The following is a 25,693-nucleotide window of genomic DNA, read 5'->3' as shown; positions in this document are numbered from 1 at the left end:
TTACAGTTATAAGTATTAATGCAAAAGATGAAATGATAAAAGATCTTGATGGGGAATATTCCTTTCAAGATCTTTTGCTTTGTTGAAAATCATGGATGATAAAAGTTCAAGTATCTGTGTGAAAAGATACGGATGGTGCTTGCGTTTTTTATGATTGTGAGATTGTGAAACAAATTAACTCAATCTATTGAAACCAAAAAAGTCCTCTATGGTTTTGTTGTCTCACATGGCTTAGGAAAATACATGACCGGACGCGACATGTTCGGCAATAAAATCAGTGAAGAGCGGCGTAAAGAAAGTCTTCTGCAAGCATTAGGAATTGCTGGAGCTGGAGCGCTTTCTACGAAGGTAGCGGGGAAAATGGGACAAAGCCTTGCGACCAAAGGAACCGAAAAGCTCAACAACATGCGCAACACGCTTCGCACAAGCGCCGTTGCCAACGTCACAAAGCAAGCCTACCAAAGCGTCAAAAACGCACCGGCCTCTTGGACCCAGTCGCTACATAAAACGTATAACAACATCCTAGACAGCAGTATGCCAAGACTCATGCCAGAACTTGTGCCGGCAGGTCCAGCACTTGCCCAGCAGACGGTGAGGGAGACCTTGCAGAATGTGAAGCAGCAGACGATGCAGATGGTAACGAAGGTGAAATATGATCCAGTTCATAATCGCTATCGCGGAGCTGGCGGAAGATTTATGTCCAAGCGTGATGTGGAGAAGTTGGGTGATTCGGTTAAGGTAGAGACGGTTCGGAGGGTTGATAAGCCTGTAAAAGTAGAGAGTGTGAGTGAGCGTGAGATTCATTGGGATACTAATGGTAAGGTTAATGGTACCCGATTAACCTTAGAAGATTTTAATAAAGAAATTTTGGAAACAAAACCGATGAACTCGCCAATACCTAAAAAGTGGTATGATAAGGGTGGAGAAATTCATATTGAGAGTGACGGAACTTGGACTTATACTAACAATTCTGGAGTTTCAGTAAGGTATCCAGATGGTTACCCGGATTTTACACCGTTTATGCATCCTAATGTTGAACCAGTAAAAATCGAAGTTCATTCGCCTAAAAATAATCCGAAAGATTTTGAAAATGCAAATATAGAAGCTAAACTAAGTAAAGATACGGATCCCCCTATTTTCGATATAAGGAGACCACCTATAGGATATACTTGGCATCATCACCAAGATGGGGAAACAATGCTTCTTGTAGTAAAAGATATTCATGATGAATTTAAGCATATAGGTGGACAATCAAAAATCAATGGAAAAAATAGCAAATAAGGAGTGGGACTTTGGTGAAAATCGAAAAGATACATGAAAGTTTATTGGTGGAAGATTTAGAAAGTTTTGAGCGTAATCATAATATTACATTTCCAAAAGATTATAGAGATTTTTTGATAGAATATAATGGTGGATATCCTGATCCAGGTAATTATAAGATATCTGAAGAGTTAGGTGACAGTATATTAAATATTTTTTATGGAATTGGTAGTATGTATGATAATTTAGAAAAAAAGCTTGATATTTTTGATGAAATATTAGAAATAGGATTTATTCCAATAGCAGATGATCCAAGTGGAAATCAAATATGTATCGGAATAAACAAAGAATATTTAGGACAGATATATCATTGGGCTCATGATGAGGAACATGATGGAATGGAGAATATGTATTTTTTATCAAGTAACTTTAAAGATTTTCTTGATAGTTTATATGAGGATCAATAATTTATAATACTAATAAAAAGTTTGATATTGCCGCTAAAAAAGTAAAATATCAGGTTAAAAATGTCAAAAACCTTGATTGGCTAAATGCCTCCCAAGGTTTTTGACATTTAATTTATATAGGATCAGCTGGTGTTTCCGCAAGACAATATGAAAATGGATAGTTTGAGAATTGAGAGCTTTAGAATTGATGGTGTTGATGAACCAATGAAGGAATTAGAAAACAGTATAACAATAAAACGACAGAAAAGTTCGTATTTAAACTATGTATACTTCAAAGGGAGATTGTTAATTGAGCATTTATAGTGATTTTAAAAAAGTCAGTAAAGTAGAAGGATTCACAATAAATAAGTATAAAGAATACCTTCCAAAAGAATTGATTGAAGCATGGAGAATTTATGGCTATGGGACTTTTATGAATGGCTATTTAAAAGTAATAAATCCTGATGACTTTAGCTCTTTAGTAAGCGACACATATTTAAGAAACAAAGGAACAATTCCTATTTTCACTACATCCATGGGTGATATTATCCTTTTTGAGAAAGATGAAAGCCAAGAGTCCTACATAGTGATGGTTAACTACCGGAAAAGTGAAACAAAAGTGCTAGCCGTAAAATTCTCCTTGTTTATTAGGTTTTTAGAGGAGGAAGCATTTAAACAAAGGGCTTTAGATTGGTTACCTTATCCAAAGGCAATAAAGCAATATAATGTGCCGGCGTATGAAGAATGTTTTGGTTATACACCTCTGCTAGGGCTTGGCGAAGCAGAAGAAGTAGAGAATTTAAAAAAGGTGAAACTGAAGGAGCATATCTTATTGATCACGGAGTTTATGGGACCAGTTCAATAATGGAAAAAGCGCGTGTTTTACTAGTATATGAACGGAGATATATAGAGTTAGTTCTAATACTTTACACTTCCTAGTTTATTTAGATTTTTCAAGCAGATACTATAATGGAACACATTAACATATATATAAATAAATGAAAAACAAAATACATGTGAAGTGGATAGAAAAAATAATAGGGTGTTTGAAAATAGATACTCCATGAGGGTTGTACCATCATGGAGCACTGTGTGCAATGATAGAATAGAAAACGAAGTACGAGCTTAGGCGAAATGACATTTTACATGGCGGTGAATATAAACACATGGAATGAGTATGAAACTAACGAACTCGTACAAACTCGTAAGTTTTAACGTAGTAGTTGTCATGACATGTAAAGGGTGTCATACTGTTACTACAAAACTTACAAATTTACGCTACTTAAAAACAGATGAACTTAAAGCACTTGATTGTCAATTATGGCAACAAGTGCTTTTTTACGTTTTAACCCAGAAATATGCTGGTACGCGTATAATTTTATAAGTGTGCTAAGTGTTAAATTTATAGATTATAGTTGGTTTTGTACAGTGTGCGACACTACTAGAGAAAAAAACGATATAAAAAATTAAGTGGTGATTACCGAATTTATGGATAAAGGAAAATCATTTGATGAAGCAGAGGAAGAGGCGGAAAAATAGCTGAAAACCCAAACGGCACTTCATAATCCAGATCAGGTTGCGGGAGGAAGGCCTGAAATAATAGGAGGAATGAATGGGAGATAAGAGGGTTAATTTCTCTATAGGTAGTCAATGGAGGTCTAGAATCAAAATTGTTGATAAACAAATAGAGGAAATATCAAAAAATATGACACCAGAACAACCGAAAAATACTTATTTGAATGTAAAGTTAACACATTAAAGGAGGAGTTTGAATGGAACAATATTTAAAAGATTTTAAGTTGCATAATAAAGTTCCCAGTGAACTGATTGAAAAGTATAAAAATATGGTCCCTAAAGAAATAATAGATTTATGGCAGGATTATGGGTTTGGAACATTTATGGCAGGTTATTTTAAAAGTGTCAATCCAGAGGAGTACATTGATATCTTACAAGAGAGTAGCCAAAGATACACTGATTCTTTAGTATTATTTGCAACAAGTATGGGGGATTTAGTCATATGGGCTGATGGTTATGTAAGGTTGCTTAATTTTAGGTACGGGTTACTTAAAACACTTATGCCAAACTTTCTATACTTTTTTAAAAGTTTAGATTCGGAAAAATTTCGAGACGAATATTTAAAGTGGAAGCCATATCCAAAAGCAGTAGAAATATGGGGCGAAATATCTTATGACGAATGTTTTGGATACACCCCTCTATTAGGGCTTGGTGAAACAGAAAAAATAGAGAATCTAAAAAAAGTCAAATTGAAGGAACATATTCTTATTATTACTGAATTCATGGGACCAGTTCAGTAATGTTCAAAGCTATATTACAAAATGAACTATAAACACTTGACTGCCTTTTAGGCAACAAGTGTTTTTTTGTGAGCCGTTTTTTGATTTTTTAGATGCCTGATGTGAATGTGAAAAAATATGAGAAAGTCAAAGAAAAATGAGGTTGAATTTTGAAAGAAGTATTTCAAAAAATAGGTTTTGACGTTAAAAACATTTATACTGAGAGTCATATCACACACAGAGATTTATAGTTAAATACATTATTGATGGCAAGCATGGCCTTACAGCATTTTATTAGTGTTAAAGAAGTAAAAGTAGTATGAAAGAATTTGAAGATTTATTCAGTGAATTGAAGGCTGATATGATATCTAGTATGGAAGGAGGATATAAATGAAACCTAATTATTTTTCAATTTCAATGTACCCCACAGTAGCTTTTAACGAAGAGGAGCTATTAGGTCGTCTTTTGGATGTGTTTGAGTCAAATGAAAAATTTGCTCCTACTCATTGGGGGAACGCTGAAACGGTACGGGTGGAATATAATCGTGAGGAAATTCTAGAAGAAGTAATTTCGGGACGTAAAGTATCTGAAGTTCATCTGTATCGTGATAAATCTGTGCACTATAGAGGACGCTTTGAAGTTAACTTGAACTATGGTTCATTTCTGAAATTTGAATTTCAAAAATCTATTCCTCAAAAATTTTGGTCAGATTTTTTTGTGCTATCTGATCAAATCGCAGAAGTTGCAAAACCTTGTTTTGGAGTAGCTCAAATTTGTTGGCCAGTACCTAATCCTTGGAATACTGAACGTGAACGTTTACAAAAGTGGATGAATATCTCATCTCTACCTATACCGGTCAGATTTCTTCCTAACGGTCCCTTGGGGGTAGGAGCTAGAACATATTTTAGTGGTCATATTTTAGAAATGTTTGATAAGGAATTCCTACTAAATACTCCCGCTGTCGTATCAGAATTAGAATGGGGCGGGGTTTGTATGGATCTTTTACAAAATCCATTAGAAGCTGATAGGGATACATTGCTAGATCAGTGGTTATATGTAATGAAATACTTAGAACCAGCTCAAGTAATAGCTGTGCCAAGTTTTCATGAAAGTCGAATGGTTGTCACATATTCGCCCAATGTTGCTTGGAAGAAGTATCTAGAAAATTAAAGGAAAGGAATTTGTAATCATGGATGAGAAAAGTAATGACCGAATAAGAGTCATGGAAATAGTAAATAGAGCTCAATATAATGATGAGGTTATAGATCAGGTAGATATGAGTGATTTAGACCTTAGTTTTTCAGACCTGTCAGAAGTAATGGCAAGGCGTATTATGGCAAAACGTGTTGTGTTGAGAGCCTCTTCACTAATGAGAGCAGCGTTTCATGACTGCGATTTTGAGTTAGCTGATTTCAGAAGTTGTAATTTAGAGGAAATTAACATGGCAGATTGTAGGTTTGGCGAAGCGGATTTTTCTAAAGCAAATATGAAATATGCAAAGATAAATATAAGTAGTTGCTTTGAAACTCGTTTTGACGAAGTTGATTTTTCACATGGAGAATTAGTTGGAACAATTTTAAATCATGCTACATTTCGCCATGCAAATTTGTCAGGAATTGATGCGGAACAGGCCGACTGTACGGGAGCGGATTTCAGCGGTGCCAATCTGACAAATGGTAAATTTGAAAAAGCGCATTTGGAAAATGTAAATTTATCAGCGGTAGATGCTAGAAATGCTAATTTCACAGAAGCGGATTTTACCGGTGCTAAACTCGACAATGTAGTTTGGAAAGGAGCAAATGTAGAAGGAGCTAAGTTTGACGAAAATGTGAAAGAACAAGTGTTGAAAATGATATAGAAGTTGATTTTAAATTGTATGTAAAATTGGCACCTACGTTTTAATGTATGATTTGTCACAGCATGTAAAGGGCGTCACACTCTCACTATAAAACTTGAAACTAAAAGAAAGAATCTCTAGGGATGATATGGGTTGCAAAGTTATAGACCGAGATATTTATAGAGGGAGGTTAATATTTATTTATGAATATAGAGATTAAAAATAATAGTAAACCTGCAAATTTGCAAGAGATTCAATCATTTGAAGAAGAGTGGAATATTGAATTGCCCGATGATTATAAAGAGTTTTTACTTAAAACCAATGGCGGCAACCCTACTATACGAAGGTTTCAAACCTTAGACAAAAAAATCACGTCATCTTTAACATCTATACTTCCATTTACTAGAGAAGTGCATAAAAATGTACAGAATGTATTTTTAGCTTTTCATAGTAACCATATAATACCTGATAATTTTCTAATTATTGGCGAAGATCCAATTGATAACAAAATTTGCTTGTCATTATCAGGAGAAGATGCTGGAGCGGTTTATTATTGGAGCTTAGACATGGAAGACATCTACGAAGAAGAGTATGAACCTTCTAACACGCATTTTAGCCTTATTTCTTATAGCTTTGAAGATTTTATAAAAAGCCTAAAAGACAAATAACTCTAGAGGGCTGCTAAACTTATTTGTTTGTTAATTTTATTGGGAAACTTATAAAACCTACGTTCGTAAATAGGTATAAATTCTTTTATTCCTGAATTAATGAGATTAATTTGGGAATAAAAAATTTGCAAGAGTAAGTGGGAGCACCGATTGAATTTTCTAGGCAATCGGTGCTTTTATTAAACGCATTTGCGCATTTCAGTATTTATTTTCTATTTTATAAAAGTTACGGCTTATAAAATAGAATAGCGCCAAAATAGCTTATCCCAATCGCTAGTCATTGCAAGTATCTAAACAAATAAGGTGGGTCACTCTATGATGACTAAAGGAACGAAAAGATTTTTTAGGTAAGGTTAACTGGAATTCTTGAGAGTTAATCTAAGGAGTGAAAACAGTAAAATGAAAGAATATGAAGATAAGTTTAGTGAATTACAAGCTGATATGATATCTATATGTATGGAGTACGTTGAAGATAGAGCTGATAAAGTATATGTTTATGCTTCACGTGAAGGAGGAATTGTTTCAGGCAGTTTCTTTTATTGTATCAATAATAAGTATGTAGAATGTCATAAAGTGAATGATGCATTGGAGAATGGAGACGAAAGATATGATGTGTCTCAAAAAAGAATGCTTATGGTGTTGCGAATAATATGTGAAGATATCGAAAAGATTGAAGAATTATGCAAAGAATATGAAAGAGATATGCCAACGGAGATGAAGTTAATCTATGATGTTAAGAGTGGCAATTTTAAAGCTGAATACAAGTATGACTTAGTTTATACGCATGACGATATTAAAACAGCCAGTCATATTGCTGATGAGTGGTTTGAAGAAGTGAAAAATAATAAGCTTTAATTTCGTATTGATATGTGTGCTTAACAGAATTCAGTTTGGTTGGCACTGACAAATCATCTTTAAACCAATTCTTGATTAGTGATAAAAACAGCACTGTTAGTAGAAATATTATGGGAAGGTGTACAATTGACTATGGAAATGTATTATTGTGACGAATGGTCAGATATCAAAAAGAAGCCTTGGAACATTCTTGATGAGCATACTGCATACACATACCATCAAAAACATAAACCCTATACGGTCGTACTAAGGGAAGATGAGAAGCACAAGTATATTATAAATATTACAAATGAATGGGTTTCGGTAGGGTTTTATGATGAACTAATTCGTAAATATTTAAATTATGATTTCGAAGTTATGAGTGAAGGTAAGCTTTTTTTAAGAACAGCCATGTATTGGGAATATGATGATGAAACTGATACAGAAGTAAGTAGTTTGATTTTGAATTTCCGAGAAGATGGTTACATAGTAATGGAAAAGCGAGATTTAAAGAATGGTTCAGTCGAGGAGCGGGAAACAAACAATACCTTTGAAAAAAACTGGGATGTGTTTCCTGAATTTGGCCAATACTTATATTTGTGCAAAGAAGAGCGCTAATTCTTTTGGAAAGCTAGAGTTCATAAGATGTGTCAGCTTAATAGTTGCTACGATATATATAAGTATCATAGTGTCTTTTTTTAGTTGTCTGACATGGATTTGAAGAAACATAAAAAAGTTAAAGATAAACAGTTAGAATAACATACCAAATTGCAGATGAAGAACTAGGGATAGTAACAGTTGGAAACCAGTCAGGAGGATAAATTCTATGCAAATGGAAAGCCAGTTACAGGAATTGTATCAAGAAATAGCAGAAACGGTTAATAATATGATTCCAGAAGAATGGGAAAGATTTTATTTTTATGCACAGATTGATGAATCCGGGGGGCGAGTTTACTTTTTTTATAAATCAATTAGAGATAATAGCTACACGTATAGTCTAGATATACCGAAACAATTTAATCTATCGGAACTAGAATTTAATAATAAAGAAGATAAGCTTTTTGATCTTAGTGAACAGCTCAGAGAAATCTTTAAAGAAAATAACCAGGAATTATGGTATTCTTTTACGCTAATGTTAGATCAAACAGGGAAGTTCTCTGTATCATTTGATTATACAGATTGGTTGAATACAGATTACGGATTTGTAGCACAGAAAAAGATTTGGAAGTATAAATATTTAGATGAAGCACCAGCGGATGAAAAAACTAAAAGTTTACTAAACCAATATTTAAAAGAGTATCCAAATAATCCTATTTAAATACTGATTAAGGCTATACAAATGAAGGAGGCAGTAAACATAAATTGAAAATACAGGACGTAATAGCGGGACTTTAGAAGAATAGGGAGTGGGTAGAAATGATGCTTCAAGATAAATTAGATTTCTTAAATAAGTATACATTAAGTAAGAAACTATCTGTAAGCTTAATAGAGTCTACTAACATCGATCATATCCAAAAGGATTTAATTCCTGATGAATGGAGAGAAATTTTTAAAGAAAAAAATAAATCTAGTAAGATAAGTAGGGTATTAAATGTATGGAAAAGATATGTAAGTAATGAAATGAGCAACACCATATCTTTTTTAAAAGAATGTTTGATAGATGTTGAATTAATGGCTATTGGTGATCGGTATTCGATATTATATTCGGTGAAAAATGCCAGAGGGAAAATTTTATATTATGAAGGCCGAAATCCTAAAGAGTACTTTAATAACGAACAGCTTGAAGAAGATTGGAGTAAAATTCCAGATAAAATTAGAAGCTTTTATGAAAATGTTCATAGTGGGTTTTACTACTATCCAAGTAAGTCAATGGGGTTAGAGTCCCTAGAAAATATTACGTATTTAGACGATTATGAATGGGGAATTGTTGATGAAATTGGAGAACATAATTTAAAAATTGACTTCGTATCTTCATATGGATTTTTCAGTAATGGAATGGGAACTTATGTAGTAGTGGATTATAAAAACAGTTTGGGTGACAACGCTACTTTGTGGTCTTCAAAAGAAGAGCCAGAGTATAACCTAAACTTTTGGGATGTAGTAGATGAATGGATGGTTATAGGATTTGAATAAGTATACAAGCGTAGAGCAAGAAAGTAATAAGTAGTGAAAAAATAGGAAAGTAGATAGTAATACCATTGTTTTACCTTTGCCAAATGATGAGCTATTAAATACCGTTTGAGGTCATAAGTATAAACGGGGGAGGTAGTGATTAAATGGATCTTAATAAAGCCGATTTTGGGACTGTTATAAAATTTGGAAATCTTGAAGATTTTTTAAAGAAGTTGAATATTGAAAATAAATGTGTGGAAGAAGTAGTAAAATTCCTGGATAAAAAGGATTACATAATAAGTTATTTGTAGATGATAATGAAGGAGTTTGCATAATGGACCGAAACCATAGTAAGAAATTGATAAGAAATGCCATTAAAACTGGCGATATCAATGCAGTGAAAAAACTAATAGGTGATGATATAGAGACTTTGAATACCGTGACTGTATTTGGTACGTGGTTACATGTAGCGGTTAAAAAGGAGAACCTTCAAATCGTCCGGTATTTAGTTGAAAAAGGAATTGATGTTAATGCGAAAGGCGGGACATTTGATGCTTCTGCGTTAAATTTAGCAGCTGGATCTGGTAATTTAGCTATAGTAAGATATTTAATAGAATCTGGAGCAGAACTAGATGTGAGCTTAGCGAAGAGAAATCCGCTGTTTGGAGCAATTTATGGGGGGCATCAAGAAGTAGTTAAATATTTAGTACAAAAAGGAATAGATGTGTCCATTAGATACACAGGAGAAAATATCAAAAATATGAATGCTTATGAATATGCAAAGGAGTTTGGGCAGACTGAGATTGCTGAATATTTAAAGCAAAAGATGAATGAAAAAGAATAAACTTGAAATTAGCTTTACAGTTATAAGTATTAATGCAAAAAATGAAATGATAAAAGATCTTGATGGGTAATATTCCTTTCAAGATCTTTTGCTTTGTTAAAAATTATGGATGATAAAAGTTCAAGTATCTGTGTGAAAAGATACGGATGGTGCTTGCGTTTTTTATGAGTGTGAGGTTGTGAAACAAATTAACTCAATCTATTAAAACCAAAAAAGTCCTCTATGGTTTTGTTGTCTCAAATGGCTTAGGAAAATACATGAATGGACGTGATTGTTGGGGAACAACTTAGTGTAGGTAAAATAGCTAACAATCATTCTGGTGGTGTCTGGTTTAGTATGGAGAAAGATTGGGCAAATGCTTTAAAGGAAGACCCTCCAAAAAAGTATCGGTAAAAATATTTCCCTCTTATCAAGGGGATTTAATACGCTCTACTTAAATTTAGAATAGCATATCAAATTGAAGCTGAAGAATTAGAGAGAGTAACAGTTAAAAACCAGGCAGGAGGATAAAATTTATGCAAATGGAAAGCCAGTTACAGGAATTGTATCAAGAAATAGCAGAAACAGTTAACAATATGATTCCAGAAGACTGGGAGAAATTTTATTTTTATGCACAGGTATCAGAAGATGGAGGAGGAACGTATTTCTTTTATAATCAGCCTTCGAATAAAAAAACGTATCATTATAGCTTAGATATTACAGAAAGATTTGTTGTTTCTGAATTAGAATTCTATGAACAAGAAGATAAACTTTTGGACCTTAGTAGTAAAGTGAGAGAAGCGTTTGAAGAACATAATCAGGATTTGTGGTATTCCTTTACAATGAGCCTTGATAGAGAAGGAGAATTCTCAGTATCTTTTGATTATACAAATTGGTTTCAAACAGATTATGGTTTTTTAGTGCAGCTCAAACTTTGGAAGTACAAATATTTAAATGAAGTACCAATAGATGAAAAAACTAAAGATTTAATAGAGCACTATTTAAAAGAGTATCCACATAATCCTATTTAAATCATTAGATGAATTCTGGAAGTGATTTGAGAGAACTAAAGGGATCTCTCTGATACTATGAACTGATGAAGAAGCTGTATAAACAAAGATATCTTAGGAGGTTTCTATGGATAATAAGGAAAGAGCAGTTAAAACTTATGATTTAATTAAGAATGGTGATACAGAACAAGCAAAAGAGATTCTGATTACAGATAAAAGGCTGCTTGAGTTTATAACTCCTTTTGGAACGTGGCTACACGTGGCTGCTAGAGCTGGTAGCCTTGATATGATAAAGTTCTTAGTTGAATACGGGATGGATATTAACACAAATGAAGGTGTACCAAAGTCAGCGCCAATTGCACATGCAGCGAGTGTGGGTGAATTTAGCATAGTTCAGTACTTATACGATAGAGGTGCAGTATTAGATGTAAGCGATTCGAGTAGAAATCCTTTATTTTCAGCGATTTATGGTGGTCATCTTGATATTGTAAAATACCTTGTTCAGAGTGGTATTGATATTACTGTAAAGTATACAGGGGATACGATGAAAGATATGGATGCCTATGAATTTGCGATTGAACGAGGACAAATAGAAATTGCTGAATATTTAAAGCGAAAGCTGAATGAAAAAGTACAAAAGAGAGTGCTTGAAGACTAATTAAATCGTATACAACAGGTTACAAAGCTAATAAAAGCAAGGAGGTCCACCTCATGCTAGAACCTATATATGCTGAAAACGTAATTGTCGGAGTTATACATAAAAAGCAGTTTCAATGGTATGTGACTGACCGAGAGCTATGGTATTTAGATTATGTGAAGTTTGCGCAAGCTTTTGAAAATGAAGGTGATTTAGCGGTTGACGAATACATTGAACCTGAACGAAAAGGAATGGAGATTCTCAGCAGTGAAAATGCTGGGCTTTTTTTAAAACGTATAGAGTCATATAAAGGAGATGCAGCTACTCTTTTAAAGCTGTTTGAAGATAAAATAGAAAGCGGAGAGGAAGAAGACGTATTAGACTTTATCCCTTCGTTTTTGGTGGACTTTGATCAAAAGGTGTTCTATTCACTGTTTCCTGAGCCTGCTTCATTTGAAGAATATGTTCCAAGCGATTGGAAAGGAACGTATGAAGACTTTACAGGTTTGATTCCAGAAACAGAAAAGTATTGGGTGAATAAGGACGGAGAAAGTTTATTTGAGGTGTGAAGACAAAAAGAAGCGTTGGTTTTAGACAAAGTGAAAAACGAACCATTAATCAACATGTTTGATTAGTGGTTCGTTTTTTTTTGATGGTGAACGTAGGTTTTATCTATTTAATTCCTTCTAGCAGTTGATTGGATGGCAAGACGAAGACTCTTGGGGGAAAAGCGGGATAGATGAGACCCCGCAGGAGCGCAAGCGACGAGGAGGTTCAGTGCCCGCTCGCGGAAAGCGAAGTCTTGCACGGAAATCAACTGCCGTGTCACAAGCGGTTCAGCTCATGTATCCCATTTGTTCGTCTTTAGATTGAATTGATTTCGTTATGTTTCAACCTCTTTTTTAAAAAAAGTTATAATGTCTTTTCAGCAGCTTTTTGATGTGCAAAAGAGGAAGATTTCGTTATTTCCTCTTCATCGAAATCCATTTCTGGAGGAGAAAGCTTAAATCCTTTTGTAAGAAAAGTTAAGTATACAAGTCCTATGGCAGTCCAGATGATTCCTAGCACTAAGGCGTGTTTATCTAAATTAATAAAGAGATAGAAATCAAGGACCGCTCCAATAGCTGGTATAAGAAAGTACAGAAGAAAACGATTCTTTTTTTCATTTTTTAACGTGAAGTAATAGTGAAAAATGACCGATAGATTTACAAAAATAAACGTTAAAAATGCTCCAAAGTTAATAAATGAAGTAGATGTACTTACATCAAGCTTAACGGCCAGCAATGAAATGCCTCCTATGAATAAAATATTCAATAGGGGTGTGTTTGACTTTCGATGAAGATAACCAAATATCTTAGCGGGAAGTACGCCATCTCTTCCCATTGCAAATAATAAACGGGCTCCGCTTGTTTGAGCAGATAAGCCAGATGCGAATTGAGCAATAATTAATCCAGCTAGAAAAATAGAGCTAAATAAATTGCCGCCGATCTGTACGGCAATTTCAAATGCTGCTGAATCAATATTTTTAAAAGATGTATAGTCAGGATGAACAAGCTGTAGAAAATAAGAAGCTCCAATAAAAATGATGCCTCCAATTAGTGTAATAAGAAAGATAGCTTTTGGCATTGTTTTTTCAGGATTAATGGTTTCTTCAGATAGAGTTGTAACAGCATCAAATCCTAAAAAAGAATAACAAGCAATGGAAGCTCCAGCGGCTACAAACGAAAATGTAAGATGCTCGTTCAAGAATGGGTTAAAGCTAAAGAGTGCAAAAGGTGATGAGCCTTTTATAAGGTATATAATGCTTAGTGAAATAAAAATACCGACTACGAGCAATTGAAAAATCATCATTAATGTATTGACGCTCGCCGCTGCTTTTAAGCCAATTATATTGATAACAGTTGTAATAAAAATAAAGGCTAGTACAAATGTCCAAAGAGGAATGTTAGGGAAAGCTGTATGTAAATAAACAGCTCCGATAAGCCAAATAACCATAGGAAGAAACAGGTAGTCTAGTAAAACAGCCCATCCAATCATAAATCCGACATATGGATTTATGGATTTTCTTGTATACGTATAAGCAGACCCTGCAATAGGAAAAGCTTTAGTCATTTTACCGTAGCTATAAGCGGTAAATAGCATAGCAGCTAAAGCCACTATATAAGCAGTGGAAACTAGTCCATGGGTGGTTTCAGCCAACAAGCCGTAAATACCAAATACAATCATTGGTGTCATATAAGCAAGTCCAAACAAAACAATATGTGACAACTTCAAAGTTGGAACTGCTTGGTTTCTTTTTGTTTCCATCTTTGCGCCTCCCTTAAAAATTGTTTTTAATCTTCCTATATCTATTTGTACAAATCCGCTCTTCTGTGCATAAGGTAATTAAGCTTCTGATCTTTTGATTCCTCTAAAGAAATAGCTACTGTCGATATTTGTTCCTTGCTACCCATTTTTAGAAGAACTTTTCCTTTACTGTTGACGACTGCGCTATGTCCAAAAAAGAATGTATCTTCTTCAGAGCCAATTCGATTGCATAGAGCAATTGGAAGTTCATTTTCCATAGCACGGCTTTTTAAATAAGTTATTTGATAATCTTCGTAAGGGCTCATGTTAGCAAGCGGGATGATGAGTAAATCCGCTCCTTTTATTTTTAAAGTTCGGGCCACTTCAGGGAATTCAAGGTCATAGCAGATCATTAATCCAATGTTTCCGAATTTGGTTTTGAAAACAGGTAAAGTGTTGCCTGGGCGGAAGATTTCAGCTTCCCTGTCAAAAAGATGTGTTTTTTGATACGTACCAATTACAGTTCCGGTATCATCTATAAGAGCGGATGTAATATGATAGTGCCCGTTAGCTGTTACTTCAGGAAAAGATATAACGGCGTGGATGCTGTGATCCCTGCAGCTTTGTTGTAAAAGCTGTAAGCTTTCACCACTAACGGATTCAGCTAGCTCCTTAATATCATCCCAAATAAAATAACCTGTTAAACAAAGTTCCGGAAAGACAACAAGGTCAGCCTGTTCGCTTACAGCTTGCTTGATACAGTCATTTATTTTTCGAATGTTTTCTTTTTTATTGCCTAGTACAGGACAAAACTGAGCAATTGTAATATTCACTGTAAAATACCTCCTCATAATCGTTTTCACTATAAATACAAGCAAGAAGTGTGCCAACGTATGTTTTCAGTCAATTCTGATTTTTAATCTTTAAAAAGATGAATTTTTTCATTATACTAATAGGGAGAAAAAGAAAATAAGTCATATTCTGCTTATACAGTTATTTGGAAAGCTAAGATGATGATTTTTATCATCAATGATGCGATTTTTCATTAGAAACAATCGAAAGGAGGAAATGGATAATGAGGAATTCTTCAATAGGTACCCGCGAATCAATAGTAGTCATCATAAATCATGAAGGACGCATTGATACCGTATCTATCAATAATAAACAAACCAGTCACTTATCGCTGTTTCAAGAAAGTATGTTATTTGAAGAAGTTCAGTGGAAAAAGGTCTTTACTGCTGCTCCAAGTGGTTCTACTCAGTTATTAAGCACCTATGAGGGAAGAACCTATCTATTTACCCTCCACCTTGTCCAAGCGAACGCTTACATAAATCAAATCGTGACATTAGCGAATATATCTCAAAGCATGTTTAACCCTTATTCAAATGAAGGTCAGCATAAAACCGATGAGTTGATTATGGAATCATCTGCTATGAAACGAATTAGTAAAATTATTGAAACAATTGCTCATGTAGGCTCCACTGTTCTTCTACTAGGTGAATCGGGAGTAGGCAAAAGTCAAATTGCTAAATTTATTCATAGTACTAGTACACGTTCAACGCAGCCTTTTATTTCTGTTAATTGTGGTGCTATTCCAGAGAGTTTAATCGAATCAGAGCTATTTGGGTATGAAGAAGGAACTTTTACAGGCGGAAAAAAAGGAGGAAAGGTCGGCTTATTTGAGGCTGCTCATAAAGGAACAATTTTTCTAGATGAAATTGCGGAATTTCCTTTAAACCTACAAGCAAAACTGCTAGGTGTTTTGCAAGAAAACGCGGTGCGAAAAGTAGGAAGTACAGAGGAAAAGAAAGTAGATGTGCGAGTAATTGCTGCAACAAATAAAAATCTACAGGAGCTTGTTGAGAAAAAATTATTTCGTGAAGATTTGTTCTATAGGCTTAATGTCGTACCGCTCACTATTCCACCTCTTAGAGAGCGAGAAAAGGACATACATATCTTAATTGATCATTTTCTGTTTAAATATAATACAAAATATCATCTTCAAAAAGAGATTAATGATGAAGTAAAAAAAGAGCTTATCCAATATAAATGGCCAGGAAACATAAGGGAATTGGAAAACACGATAGAAAGAATTGTCGTAACAAATATGACTGAAAAAGAAGTGCTAGAAGAAAAAAATATACGTGAAAACGGTTGGTCATTTTCTCCTAAAGCACCAATATCTTTGAAAGAAGCTAAAAGACAAGTAGAAAAAGAATTAATTTTAAAAGCTTACGGTGAATACAAAAGTACTTACAAAGTAGCAGAAGTATTGCAGGTTGATCAGTCTACTATTTCAAAAAAGTTAAAAGTATACAAAAAAGAAGGTTTTTAAAGAGGTGAAGGGATGCGTCAATTAAAAATTGCATTAGCCCAGCTTAGAAGCAATTTGCATGATAAAAATAAAAATTTAAAGAGAGTTTTTGGAACGATGGAAGCGGCTAAAGATCAAGGTGCGGATTTTGTGTTATTTCCTGAATTATTTTTGACTGGTTTTTTGTTAAATGAACAGGTGGAGGAATTAGCTGAATCAGTAGAAGGAGAATTAATCACGAAAGTTAAAAAATGTGCTAAAGAATTACAAATAGGAGTTATTCTTGGTTTTCCAGAAAGACACCACTTTAAAATATATAATTCCGCTGTATTTATTAATAAGAAAGGTGAGATAGTAGGAACTTATCGTAAAATTCACCTTTTTGATCATGAAAATTCATATTTTACTTCTGGAGATAGTATACCAGTCTTTGATACACCTCAAGGAAAGTTTGGAGTAATGATTACATATGATATGGAATTCCCTGAAGTGGCGCGAATTCTAGCATTAAAAGGAGCCGAAGTCGTCTTTGTTCTTTGTGCGAACATGATTCCTTACGAGCATCATCAGCACGTTTATTTGAGGTCAAGAGCTTTAGAAAATCATATTTTTATTGCAGCTGCTAATAAAGTTGGATTAGAAGATGACTATGTCTATTTTGGTGAAAGTGAAGTTATTAATCCTAATGGGCACTGTCTGTTTAAATCTCTTAATAATGAGGATCTTGCGATTGTTGACATAGACCTATCGTCTTCGGCAAGTTCAAAGGAAATTTTGAACTATTTAGACAACCGAAAGTCAGATTTATACAGAAGAGAAGGGCTATAAGAGCTCTTTATTAAAGAAAGCTGCTATTACTTTTTTACACCAACTAAGCGAGCAGTGTGACTCGCGGAGCTTGCGTGAATGGTTTTCCCTATTTTTGTTGATGTTTGCACCCAATTCACTTCATCCGGATAATTTGTAATGACTCCGTCGCTTTTTGTTTTCCACAAAAATGAAGCAGGAAGCCGCTTGGTTCCAGACCACGGTGATATTTTCATTCCGGCAGAATGGACTTGGTGGATGAGAGTAGGCGTTAGGATGTCATAGGACGGGTTAAAGTAAGTGGCAAAAGCGGCTAATTGCTGAATTGAGTTTGGGTTTGCATCTCGTTCTGAAGAAGTTAGTATGCCTATAGGAACGTTTGGGAGAAGCTCATGCATTTTTTTCATGGATGAAACGTTAAAAGACTGAATGATAATGTGATCGAGCTTTCGCTTGTTGATTTCAAAAGCTACTTTTTTTTCAATTCCAGGATAAAGTTCCGGGGCTTTTAACTCTATTAATATACCGATTTTCCCTTGAAATTCATCTAACACTTGTGAAAGAGTTGGGATTTTTTCATTCGCAAACGAATCGTCTTTCCAGCTTCCTGCATCCAAGCGCTGAAGCTCCGCGTACGTTAATTCTCGAATGTGTCCGCTTCCGTTTGTCGTTCGGTCTACGGTACGGTCATGCATAATAACGAGTACACCGTCTTTGCTTTGCTGCACGTCAAGTTCAATGTAATCCGCATTCATTTCTAGCGCTTGGTGAAAAGCAGCCATTGTATTTTCAGGTGCGTAAGCGGAGGCTCCTCGGTGCGCGATATTTGTGAGTTTTTCTTCCGTGCGTGCAAAAGCAGAAGAGGCAATCGAACAGCATAACAAGGCGACGGCGCTTAGACCAGCTAAATATTTTTTCATCACGTTTCTCTCCTATGCGTTGGTATAGAAATAGCGTAACGAAAAAATATGATGCTGATATAGCGAAAGTATGTAGAAAGCGTTGACATTTCGTAAAGGAAAATAGGGACTTTTTCCTGGTGATGTTTACAAAAAATGCGTAAAAGAATAGTGATTTTAATTAAATATTAAGGAAACAGCGCTATAATAAAAGGTGTAAAAAAAGAATAGGAATTTCTTAGAAAATAGTTGTATAATAGGTGAGTCAGTCAATGAAAGGAATGGAACATGGATATTCAGTACATACATACGTTTACGATGCAAACAAAAGAGGAGTGCCGGACGCTTCAGCAAAAGCTAAAAGCACAAATTGATTTAACATCACGCGTCAAAATGGCGCATATACATAACTGTGCTGGCGTTGATGTTGCGTATTGGGAAGAAAACGGCGTATCCTACGGAGCGTGCAGCATTGTAGTGGTTGATTATCAGACGAAAAACGTTGTGGAAAAAGTGCACAGTGTAGGAGAAGTAACGGTTCCTTATCTTCCTGGGTTTCTAGCTTTTCGAGAGCTTCCTTTAATACTTGAAGCGGCTAAAAAACTTCAAGTAGAGCCCGATGTGTTTTTATTTGATGGCAACGGATATTTGCACTATGAGCATATGGGAGTAGCCACACATGCTTCGTTTTTTCTCAATAAACCCATCGTTGGAATTGGGAAAAGCTATTTAAAGATCAAGGGATATGACTACGTTATGCCTGAAGATGCAGCAGGCGCTTATGAAGATATTGTGATTGATGGCGAAGTTTATGGTAGAGTAGTAAGGACAGCAAAAGGAGTAAAGCCTATTTTTCTGTCGTGCGGAAACTATATTGATTTGGACATGTCGTATCAGCTCATGATGCATTTTATTTCCAAAGAAAGTAAGCTTCCGATTCCGGTGCGCCTAGCAGATCTGCATACGCATGAGCTGCGGAAAAGGTATCGGCAGTCAACGGGGAAGTAAGCTGTTCATAATGAGTTCATAGTTTCCTTTTATAGTAGTAGTGTAAAATTATTAAAGAATGAGTAAGGTGATTAAAGGTGAGTTCATTTGTTGCGAGTATTTTAGATTTTCTAACGAGCCTTGGCTATCTAGGTATTGCGCTCGGTTTAATGATTGAAATCATTCCAAGTGAAATTGTACTAGCTTACGGAGGGTATATGATTTCTCAAGGTATGATTAGTTTTCCTGGAGCAGTCATTGCCGGAATTATTGGCGGAACGATTGCACAGTGGTTTTTATATTGGATTGGAGCCTACGGAGGACGTCCGTTTCTTCAAAAATACGGCAAGTACTTATTTATTCATGATAAGCATATTGATCTTGCGGAAAACTGGTTTAATAAATACGGCGCGGGCGTTGTTTTCTCTGCTCGTTTTGTCCCGGTTGTTCGACATGCAATTTCGATTCCTGCAGGTATTGCTAAAATGCCGTTTTGGAAATTTACGTCTTTAACCGTGTTAGCGATGATTCCTTGGTCGATTTTATTTATTTACTTAGGGGGAAAGCTAGGCGAGAATTGGGCGAACATTGAAGACGTAGCAAGCAAATATACGCTTCCGTTTGTAGTTGCGGCATTTGTGATTATTGTTCTTTATTTCGTATTCAAACGAACGCGTACAAAGCGCGTATAAGATCGTTTTTTGACTGAAAGCATGGCAAAAAGCCATGCTTTTTTTGCATGCGCAACCAGAAGCTCTTTTATTTGCTCATGACTTCTTCAAGTGCTATTATTTTTCATACGCACTAAAAAAGGAGACGATTTAACGTGGTACAAGAAATTGTATTAAATGATACGCCTATTCAAGTTTACAGCTATGAACAAGAGATTGTAAAAGGCAAAACGAAAATTTCAGTTGATTTTAAAGTAACAAGTGAGGAATATCATGATATTACTACACTGTTATATAAAGGCACCTTTCATGTAAATGTCCCGGAAGAAGATCTGGATTTTCAAGGAACGATTCATCAGTACTCCACATCTTTTACAAATTTATATGAAAAAGGACAGGTAGGGGATTTTTCATTAAGTTTAATTGAAGTGAACGAATAAGGAGCAGATGCGTGATGAAAGTAAGTATACTCGACCAATCGCCCGTTTCATCCCATCAGACCCCAGCTGAAGCGTTAAAAGCATCAATGCAGCTGGCCAAGGCTGGTGACAAGCTTGGCTATGAACGCTACTGGATTGCAGAGCATCATGATTTGTCTGGACTTGCCTGTTCGGCTCCTGAAGTGATGCTTGGCTATATCGGCGCACAGACTAATACGATTCGAATTGGATCGGGAGCGGTGCTGCTGCCTCACTACAAGCCGTATAAAGTAGCGGAAACGTATAACATGCTGGCAACGCTGTTTCCAGGGCGCATTGATTTAGGAATTGGGCGCGCGCCGGGTGGATCGGCTGAAGCAACAAATGCGCTGTCGGATAATTTCTTGCAGCAAGTATTTAAAATGCCTGAACTTGTTGAAGAGCTTCTTCAGTTTTTAGACGATAAATTTCCGGCTGAACATGAATACGCAAAGCTTTCAGCTTCGCCGCTGCCGCCGGTCTCTCCCGAACCTTGGCTTCTTGGTACAAGTAAAAAAAGTGCTGAGCTCGCCGCTAGAAACGGAATGGCCTATACGTTTGGACAGTTTATGAGTGAACAAGACGGTTCAGCTATTATTGATCAGTACAAACAGGCATTTCAGCCAAGACAGGGCGGAGATCAGCCCTATGCGATTGTCACTGTATCGGTCATTTGCGCTGAAACAACCGAGCAAGCGCATCTCATCGCAACGAGCTCACTCGTATGGAAAATTCAGCAGGATAAAATGGAAGCAAAAGGCGTGCCTTCTATTGAAGAAGCGGCCAGCTATCCGCTTACAGAAGAAGAAGAGAAAAAAATCAAGAAAATGAAAGAAGCCATGATTATCGGAAATCCAGAAGAAGTACATGAGCGTCTTCAAGAAGTTCAAGCACGCTACGGAGCGGATGAACTCATGCTTGTGACCATTACGCACGATCCGGCTGACCGATTAAAATCATATGAGCTTATAGCAGAGAAATGCAAAAAATAAGAGCCGAATGTCGGCTCTTATTTTTTATGCCCGTAATAGCGTTCGTATAAGTGTTGAAATGCTTCTATGGCATGTAAAAAAGAAGCGGCGTCTTGGCGGTCTTCTATTAACCAGCACGTGGCTAGTACAGAATGAGCGTATCCCCACAGTAAGATTCGTTTTTTACTTACGTTCAGTTCTTTGACAAATATATTGATTCGATGGTCAATTGTCTCTGCCACGTTTGTCTTAGGCAGATGATTTAAAAGAAAAGGGACGATTTCGTACTCTTTTTCTCCAATTAACCCTTTTGGGTCAATTATTTTCCACGCTTCACCAGACTGTAAGATGTTATCATGATGCAAGTCGCCGTGAAGCAGAAAAAGCTGCTGAGAAGTGCGGTTTAATTCAGAGAAAACGGCTAGTGCATTCTGAAGCGTTTCAGAAGAAAGGAAATCAATACCGTTTGGATACATTTGTGTACACTCTCGAAGCTGTTTCTCTCTTTTAATGGCTGTTTCGATAGTGGAGTCTGAGTGCGGCATGTGCCATAGAGATTTCATGAGCCCAGCAGCGATTAACGCAGATTCGTCTTTAGTTGAGAAAGAGGAAAGCGGGCATCCGGGAGACAGCTTTTCGAGCAGTAAAATGCCTTTTTCAGTATCGCTGTCCACTATTTTTACCGTGTTCTCACCAGCTAGTGCTGTCAGTGCTTCTTGCTCATAAAGCAACTCTGAAGGCTCTACAAAAAATTTGACAACTAGTTCGCTTCCATCTGCTTTACGCGCAGGAGCAACAAAGTGGTAAGAAAGAGGGAAGTGAATGTGAATATTGATACGCCAGCGCTCTTCACAGTAGTGAATAAGCTGAGGAAAGTCAGCTAACCACTTTTGACCTTTATGAGAGTGAAGGTGAGTAACGGTGTCACAAAATGTTTGAGGCAGCGTATACATGCGTTTATCTCCTTTGTCGTTTCCAATTTTTTCTGATAAACTCATCATATACAGCCTACATAGAATCTGTAAAGAAAGAGGAGATCGTACACATGAAGAAAAAGAAGGTGAAATCTCCTTGGGCTCTCGCGGGGTTTCCGATTTATATCATTGGATTTTCACTTTTACTTGCTGGAGGCGCACCGGAGTGGTTAGAGATAGTGAGTAAAATCATGATTGCTCTTGGAGTCATTTTGCTTATCATTGCAGGAATTGATCTTAAAAAACGAAAAAAATCAGTACAAGCCTAAAAAACTGCCAAACGGCAGTTTTTTTATTTGAAGAAAGGGTAACAAGATAACTAGATAAAAATGTTGAATTATTATTCCGTTTGATGTATAAATATAATATAGAAAACAATGGTATTGAGAGGAGAATGAACGTGTCTTACGTAATAAAAAAAGAGGTTCCGTCATTTGAGCAGTTTGCTGCTTTGCATGAAGCGAGCGGATTACATAAAAGTAAAAAAGGCAATTATACAAAAGAACAGCTGTTTGAGGCTGCAGCCAACAGCTGGTTTAGAGTCGGTATTTATGACAATGAACAATTAATTGCATTCGGACGTATGATTTCAGACGGAATTTATCAAGCGCTTATTTGCGACGTGATGGTAGATCCCTCATACCAGAACAAAGGACTTGGAAAGCAAATTATTCAAGAGCTGTTGACGAAGTGCCAAGAAAGCGGAATTGAATCGATTCAGCTGTTTGCAGCAAAAGGAAAGCATCATTTTTATAAAAAATTAGGGTTTCAAGAAAGAGAAGAAGACGCGCCAGGTATGTCGCTTGTTATGTAAAAAAGCTCAGTGATCAATCATACTCACTGAGCTTTTTGTATTATGCCGTTTTTAAAACCGTACTTTTTTGGACTAAATTCCAAGCAACTTTTACTAAATAAACAACAAGCAAAACGTTCAGCATAGACGTAGCAAACATAGAAAATGGATAGGACGTGCTGTTTTGCATATTGCTGTCACCGTATAAAACAAAAAAAGTGTTCATGAAAATACTGATGCTAAATCCAAGGGATAAGTAAAGCAAGTTTTTGTCTTTTAAATAAATATAAGCGAGCAAAGCAAGCGCTGCTGCTGGAAATAAGTAGCGTTCATGCATGCTTGAAGCAAACGTAAATACCCCTGAAATTTGAATAAGCGCTGCAAGAGCGGCGTATTTAAAGCTGCGCCCTTTTATATAAATAAGCCATGAAAAAACAGTTGTCGCGACGATAAAAATAAGTCCCCACGTATGATAGCTGAAAAACAGCAGTGTTGCAGAGCTGTCTTTATAGTTTGCGCCTATTAAACTAAAGAAGTTATAGGCGTTAACAGAGGCATACGGGTATTCTCCAATGGTTGATGAAAATAAATCAATAATCCACGTTGGACTTTTTCCAATTGAAAAAGGCAATAAAATCGCTGCAGCAGTGAAAGCCGCCGTTAAAGCAATGCCGAAGAAATGTTTTACTTGCTTTAGGCGAATGAGTTCAAAAAACAAAATGGGCAGGATAATAATCGCCTGCGGCTTCATTAAGACCGCTGCTGTAAAAATAACGGCTGACGCGTAAATTCTTTTTTCCGTAATCATCACAATCGCTAGGACAATAAGCAAAGTGAAAAATGAATCGACTTGTCCCCAAAACGTTGAATTAACTAAAATGGCCGGATTAAATAAATACCCAATTGCTAACAGATATGCAAAAGAAGGTGCTAAGTATTTACGAGCTAAACGATAGAGTAAATAAGATGTGATGACATCTGCTAAAATAGGCGGGATTTTAATCAACAGCGAAAAATACTGCTGAAAATCCGGTAAACTGCCAACTTTCCCAACGATAAACAAGATATAAATATAAAACGGCGGATAATCGCTCCCGCTTTTAGCGTAGAAATTGGAAAAATGATTGGCCGCAACCGATGCCCAGTTTTTGAAAAGCGACGCATCCATATGAGAGCCTACCCACGGAATCAGCGCAATCCGGATAAATAGTCCAGTGCCAAGTAATGACCATAAAATAACGCGAGAATGCCCTATCGAATGATGCCATTTCTTTTTCTTTAATAATCCGTAAACGAAAGCTGCTGCTATAAAAAAGCCCACCGTATAAAGAGCTAGCGGTGTTTCATAGTCCTTATTAGCTCCTTGACTTCCGGCACCGTTATCCATAGATAGATTATGAAAAGGCGTTACGTGTTCTCCGGAATTGCTAGACGAAGCGGGACCGTTTCCTGAAGGGAGACGATGATCCCTCGAATTATTATCAGGAGCAGATATACCATTAGTAATCTTTTTTAACTGATAACTTTCTTGAATCGAAAATAAATGTTCTTCTCCTTTGTAGTGTGATAGTGAAACGATACTGAAAACAAATGCTAAAAGAAAAGCTGCCGTTACGATAAAAGCCGTTCTTTTTTGTAGTATGTTCATATAAAATCCTCCGATGACAATGTATCGAATAAGTAGTAGTGTGTCTCCATACTATAAGGGGAGTTGGTGAAAATAAAGTGAAACTTCTTTAATAAAGAGCGGAAGCGAGAGCATAAAAAAACAAGGCCTTAGAAGACCTTGTTTTTTATATTGCTTATAGTACAGCATCAAACTTATTCACTTTCCACTGTGAACCAGATTTATAAAATGTAACGGTGCGTTTTACACTTCCTCCGTCAACCGTTGGAACCGTAAATTGATAAGAGCGAACATCGGCACGCTGATAAGTTAGTTTTACTTTTGCTTTGTTCCACTCTAGCATGCTGAATCCGTCACCGACAGGACGAGCAAGCTTTCCGTTATATGTGATGTAGCGATAATTTGTTAATCCTTTTTGAATAGCACTGTTTGTAAAAGTTTCAGATAAGTAGCTTACTAGTTTGCTTTTTGTATTAAAATCTTGACAAAGATATGAGTACTGAGTGCCTTTATAATTAAATGTTTTTTGAGTACATAAATTACCTTTAGATCCATGAAGTGCATTCCAGAAATGGTTGCTTGCGTTTGCTGCAATTTTTACCGCATTAGTCGTTGATAGATTTTGTGATGCTGCTTGAGCTGTAACTCCTGTGCTTAGTGAAAAGAAAAGAGCAAGTGATGCTAAGATTATTCCAATTTTTTTCATTTCCATTTCCCTCCTACTCATTCATTGAAATATATGTAACATTCATGCTGTTAATATTACAATTGTTACATTTATATTACAATACTTCTTTAAAGAAATAAAGAGTATTTCTTATATATGTTTGAATTATTCCCGTATTTTCTTAAATAAAACGTAGAATTAAAAGAAAACATATAAACAGTATGTCAATTATGTGTCACATATTTCGTCGCTTTACAAGTTCGTATATAATAGGAATAAACCGACCACTATGCTGATGTAGATAAATAGGTCAGGCAC

The 25,693-nt window shown here is 35.9% G+C and carries 32 protein-coding genes and 1 pseudogene; 27 read left to right on the top strand and 6 right to left on the bottom strand.

All coding sequences use genetic code 11. The features are described 5' to 3' along the window. Positions 1–243 precede the first annotated feature (243 nt). The 19 genes and pseudogenes from MKY06_RS13770 to MKY06_RS13680 all read left to right on the top strand — a co-directional run bounded on the left by MKY06_RS13770 (position 244) and on the right by MKY06_RS13680 (position 12,794). A complete protein-coding gene (locus MKY06_RS13770; protein ID WP_289914802.1) occupies positions 244–1,281 on the top strand; it encodes an HNH endonuclease in 1,038 nt (345 codons plus the stop codon). Positions 1,282–1,295: 14 nt separating this feature from the next. Continuing rightward, the gene (locus MKY06_RS13765; protein WP_170960147.1) at positions 1,296–1,727 is read left to right on the top strand and encodes an SMI1/KNR4 family protein; all 432 of its coding nucleotides are present in this window, start codon (positions 1,296–1,298) and stop codon (positions 1,725–1,727) included. A 289-nt stretch (positions 1,728–2,016) separates the two neighbouring features. Further along, positions 2,017–2,571 carry a T6SS immunity protein Tdi1 domain-containing protein gene (locus MKY06_RS13760; protein WP_289914794.1) on the top strand — a complete coding sequence of 185 codons (555 nt, stop codon included), beginning with the start codon at positions 2,017–2,019 and terminating at the stop codon, positions 2,569–2,571. Positions 2,572–3,242: 671 nt separating this feature from the next. Further along, positions 3,243–3,465: pseudogene (locus MKY06_RS13755) on the top strand (polymorphic toxin type 15 domain-containing protein); the annotation flags it as partial. 13 nt (positions 3,466–3,478) lie between these two features. After that, the gene (locus MKY06_RS13750; protein WP_289914790.1) at positions 3,479–4,021 is read left to right on the top strand and encodes a T6SS immunity protein Tdi1 domain-containing protein; all 543 of its coding nucleotides are present in this window, start codon (positions 3,479–3,481) and stop codon (positions 4,019–4,021) included. Between the two features lie 369 nt (positions 4,022–4,390). Continuing rightward, positions 4,391–5,170, top strand: a complete 780-nt coding sequence (locus tag MKY06_RS13745) for a hypothetical protein (RefSeq protein WP_098277960.1) — start codon at positions 4,391–4,393, stop codon at positions 5,168–5,170. A 19-nt stretch (positions 5,171–5,189) separates the two neighbouring features. Continuing rightward, complete coding sequence (locus tag MKY06_RS13740; RefSeq protein ID WP_075421737.1) at positions 5,190–5,858, top strand: pentapeptide repeat-containing protein; 669 nt, start codon at positions 5,190–5,192, stop codon at positions 5,856–5,858. A gap of 182 nt (positions 5,859–6,040) precedes the next feature. Continuing rightward, positions 6,041–6,505, top strand: coding sequence for an SMI1/KNR4 family protein (locus MKY06_RS13735; protein ID WP_097812533.1), 465 nt, complete (start codon positions 6,041–6,043; stop codon positions 6,503–6,505). Between the two features lie 399 nt (positions 6,506–6,904). Beyond that, positions 6,905–7,360, top strand: coding sequence for an immunity protein YezG family protein (locus MKY06_RS13730; RefSeq protein ID WP_095380291.1), 456 nt, complete (start codon positions 6,905–6,907; stop codon positions 7,358–7,360). A 132-nt stretch (positions 7,361–7,492) separates the two neighbouring features. Next, positions 7,493–7,957 carry a hypothetical protein gene (locus MKY06_RS13725; protein ID WP_098277958.1) on the top strand — a complete coding sequence of 155 codons (465 nt, stop codon included), beginning with the start codon at positions 7,493–7,495 and terminating at the stop codon, positions 7,955–7,957. Between the two features lie 214 nt (positions 7,958–8,171). Continuing rightward, a complete protein-coding gene (locus MKY06_RS13720) occupies positions 8,172–8,657 on the top strand; it encodes an antitoxin YezG family protein (protein ID WP_026106613.1) in 486 nt (161 codons plus the stop codon). 98 nt (positions 8,658–8,755) lie between these two features. Continuing rightward, positions 8,756–9,472, top strand: a complete 717-nt coding sequence (locus tag MKY06_RS13715) for an SMI1/KNR4 family protein (protein ID WP_098277957.1) — start codon at positions 8,756–8,758, stop codon at positions 9,470–9,472. Between the two features lie 143 nt (positions 9,473–9,615). Beyond that, positions 9,616–9,762: a hypothetical protein gene (locus MKY06_RS13710; protein WP_176524274.1), complete on the top strand. Its 147-nt coding sequence runs from the start codon at positions 9,616–9,618 to the stop codon at positions 9,760–9,762. 23 nt (positions 9,763–9,785) lie between these two features. Beyond that, positions 9,786–10,295 (top strand): ankyrin repeat domain-containing protein, encoded by a 510-nt coding sequence (locus tag MKY06_RS13705; RefSeq protein WP_098277956.1) that lies wholly within the window; start codon positions 9,786–9,788, stop codon positions 10,293–10,295. Positions 10,296–10,556: 261 nt separating this feature from the next. Beyond that, entirely contained in the window at positions 10,557–10,688 is a 132-nt protein-coding gene (locus MKY06_RS13700; protein WP_255260857.1) for a hypothetical protein, read from the top strand. A 128-nt stretch (positions 10,689–10,816) separates the two neighbouring features. Beyond that, the gene (locus MKY06_RS13695; RefSeq protein ID WP_095380342.1) at positions 10,817–11,305 is read left to right on the top strand and encodes an immunity protein YezG family protein; all 489 of its coding nucleotides are present in this window, start codon (positions 10,817–10,819) and stop codon (positions 11,303–11,305) included. 106 nt (positions 11,306–11,411) lie between these two features. Beyond that, complete coding sequence (locus MKY06_RS13690) at positions 11,412–11,942, top strand: ankyrin repeat domain-containing protein (RefSeq protein ID WP_098277955.1); 531 nt, start codon at positions 11,412–11,414, stop codon at positions 11,940–11,942. Positions 11,943–11,995: 53 nt separating this feature from the next. After that, positions 11,996–12,490, top strand: coding sequence for a hypothetical protein (locus MKY06_RS13685; protein WP_098980137.1), 495 nt, complete (start codon positions 11,996–11,998; stop codon positions 12,488–12,490). Between the two features lie 124 nt (positions 12,491–12,614). Beyond that, a complete protein-coding gene (locus tag MKY06_RS13680) occupies positions 12,615–12,794 on the top strand; it encodes a hypothetical protein (protein ID WP_098277953.1) in 180 nt (59 codons plus the stop codon). 39 nt (positions 12,795–12,833) lie between these two features. Here MKY06_RS13680 and MKY06_RS13675 read toward each other — a convergent pair whose 3' ends face one another. Together MKY06_RS13675 and MKY06_RS13670 are read right to left on the bottom strand one after the other, a co-directional pair. Continuing rightward, on the bottom strand, positions 12,834–14,228 hold the full coding sequence (locus MKY06_RS13675; protein WP_098757300.1) for an APC family permease: 1,395 nt from the start codon (positions 14,226–14,228) through the stop codon (positions 12,834–12,836). 41 nt (positions 14,229–14,269) lie between these two features. Beyond that, the gene (locus MKY06_RS13670) at positions 14,270–15,040 is read right to left on the bottom strand and encodes a carbon-nitrogen hydrolase family protein (protein WP_289914743.1); all 771 of its coding nucleotides are present in this window, start codon (positions 15,038–15,040) and stop codon (positions 14,270–14,272) included. Between the two features lie 242 nt (positions 15,041–15,282). On the opposite strand from MKY06_RS13670, the gene MKY06_RS13665 reads away from it, so the two are divergent. Together MKY06_RS13665 and MKY06_RS13660 are read left to right on the top strand one after the other, a co-directional pair. Beyond that, a complete protein-coding gene (locus tag MKY06_RS13665; RefSeq protein WP_098277950.1) occupies positions 15,283–16,542 on the top strand; it encodes a sigma-54 interaction domain-containing protein in 1,260 nt (419 codons plus the stop codon). 12 nt (positions 16,543–16,554) lie between these two features. Then, the gene (locus MKY06_RS13660; protein WP_014459788.1) at positions 16,555–17,349 is read left to right on the top strand and encodes a carbon-nitrogen hydrolase family protein; all 795 of its coding nucleotides are present in this window, start codon (positions 16,555–16,557) and stop codon (positions 17,347–17,349) included. Positions 17,350–17,375: 26 nt separating this feature from the next. Here MKY06_RS13660 and MKY06_RS13655 read toward each other — a convergent pair whose 3' ends face one another. After that, positions 17,376–18,248 carry a glycerophosphodiester phosphodiesterase gene (locus MKY06_RS13655; RefSeq protein WP_098277948.1) on the bottom strand — a complete coding sequence of 291 codons (873 nt, stop codon included), beginning with the start codon at positions 18,246–18,248 and terminating at the stop codon, positions 17,376–17,378. Positions 18,249–18,515: 267 nt separating this feature from the next. On the opposite strand from MKY06_RS13655, the gene MKY06_RS13650 reads away from it, so the two are divergent. From MKY06_RS13650 to MKY06_RS13635, 4 genes are all read left to right on the top strand, one after another. Continuing rightward, positions 18,516–19,235, top strand: a complete 720-nt coding sequence (locus tag MKY06_RS13650; RefSeq protein WP_098277947.1) for an endonuclease V — start codon at positions 18,516–18,518, stop codon at positions 19,233–19,235. Between the two features lie 77 nt (positions 19,236–19,312). Then, on the top strand, positions 19,313–19,906 hold the full coding sequence (locus MKY06_RS13645; RefSeq protein WP_013057365.1) for a DedA family protein: 594 nt from the start codon (positions 19,313–19,315) through the stop codon (positions 19,904–19,906). A 134-nt stretch (positions 19,907–20,040) separates the two neighbouring features. After that, positions 20,041–20,325 carry a DUF3219 family protein gene (locus tag MKY06_RS13640; RefSeq protein WP_013057364.1) on the top strand — a complete coding sequence of 95 codons (285 nt, stop codon included), beginning with the start codon at positions 20,041–20,043 and terminating at the stop codon, positions 20,323–20,325. Between the two features lie 14 nt (positions 20,326–20,339). Continuing rightward, positions 20,340–21,335: an LLM class flavin-dependent oxidoreductase gene (locus MKY06_RS13635; protein WP_055992823.1), complete on the top strand. Its 996-nt coding sequence runs from the start codon at positions 20,340–20,342 to the stop codon at positions 21,333–21,335. A 17-nt stretch (positions 21,336–21,352) separates the two neighbouring features. On the opposite strand, the gene MKY06_RS13630 is transcribed toward MKY06_RS13635, so the two are convergent. Continuing rightward, positions 21,353–22,312, bottom strand: coding sequence for an aminoglycoside phosphotransferase family protein (locus tag MKY06_RS13630; protein WP_223268899.1), 960 nt, complete (start codon positions 22,310–22,312; stop codon positions 21,353–21,355). Positions 22,313–22,359: 47 nt separating this feature from the next. On the opposite strand from MKY06_RS13630, the gene MKY06_RS13625 reads away from it, so the two are divergent. Both MKY06_RS13625 and MKY06_RS13620 read left to right on the top strand, forming a co-directional pair. After that, positions 22,360–22,557 (top strand): hypothetical protein, encoded by a 198-nt coding sequence (locus MKY06_RS13625; protein ID WP_098325265.1) that lies wholly within the window; start codon positions 22,360–22,362, stop codon positions 22,555–22,557. 131 nt (positions 22,558–22,688) lie between these two features. After that, a complete protein-coding gene (locus MKY06_RS13620; RefSeq protein WP_013057360.1) occupies positions 22,689–23,102 on the top strand; it encodes a GNAT family N-acetyltransferase in 414 nt (137 codons plus the stop codon). A gap of 40 nt (positions 23,103–23,142) precedes the next feature. Here the strand turns inward: MKY06_RS13620 and MKY06_RS13615 are convergent, their stop codons facing one another. Next, complete coding sequence (locus MKY06_RS13615) at positions 23,143–24,729, bottom strand: glycosyltransferase family 39 protein (protein ID WP_013057359.1); 1,587 nt, start codon at positions 24,727–24,729, stop codon at positions 23,143–23,145. 154 nt (positions 24,730–24,883) lie between these two features. Beyond that, entirely contained in the window at positions 24,884–25,420 is a 537-nt protein-coding gene (locus MKY06_RS13610) for an IseA DL-endopeptidase inhibitor family protein (protein ID WP_013057358.1), read from the bottom strand. Positions 25,421–25,693 lie beyond the last annotated feature (273 nt).

Origin of the sequence: Priestia sp. FSL P4-0332 (genome assembly GCF_038005845.1) — a bacterium.
Taxonomy (GTDB): Bacteria; Bacillota; Bacilli; order Bacillales; family Bacillaceae_H; genus Priestia.
The sequence above is the reverse complement of the archived record's forward strand: the minus strand, read 5'-3'. Positions and strand labels throughout refer to the sequence as shown.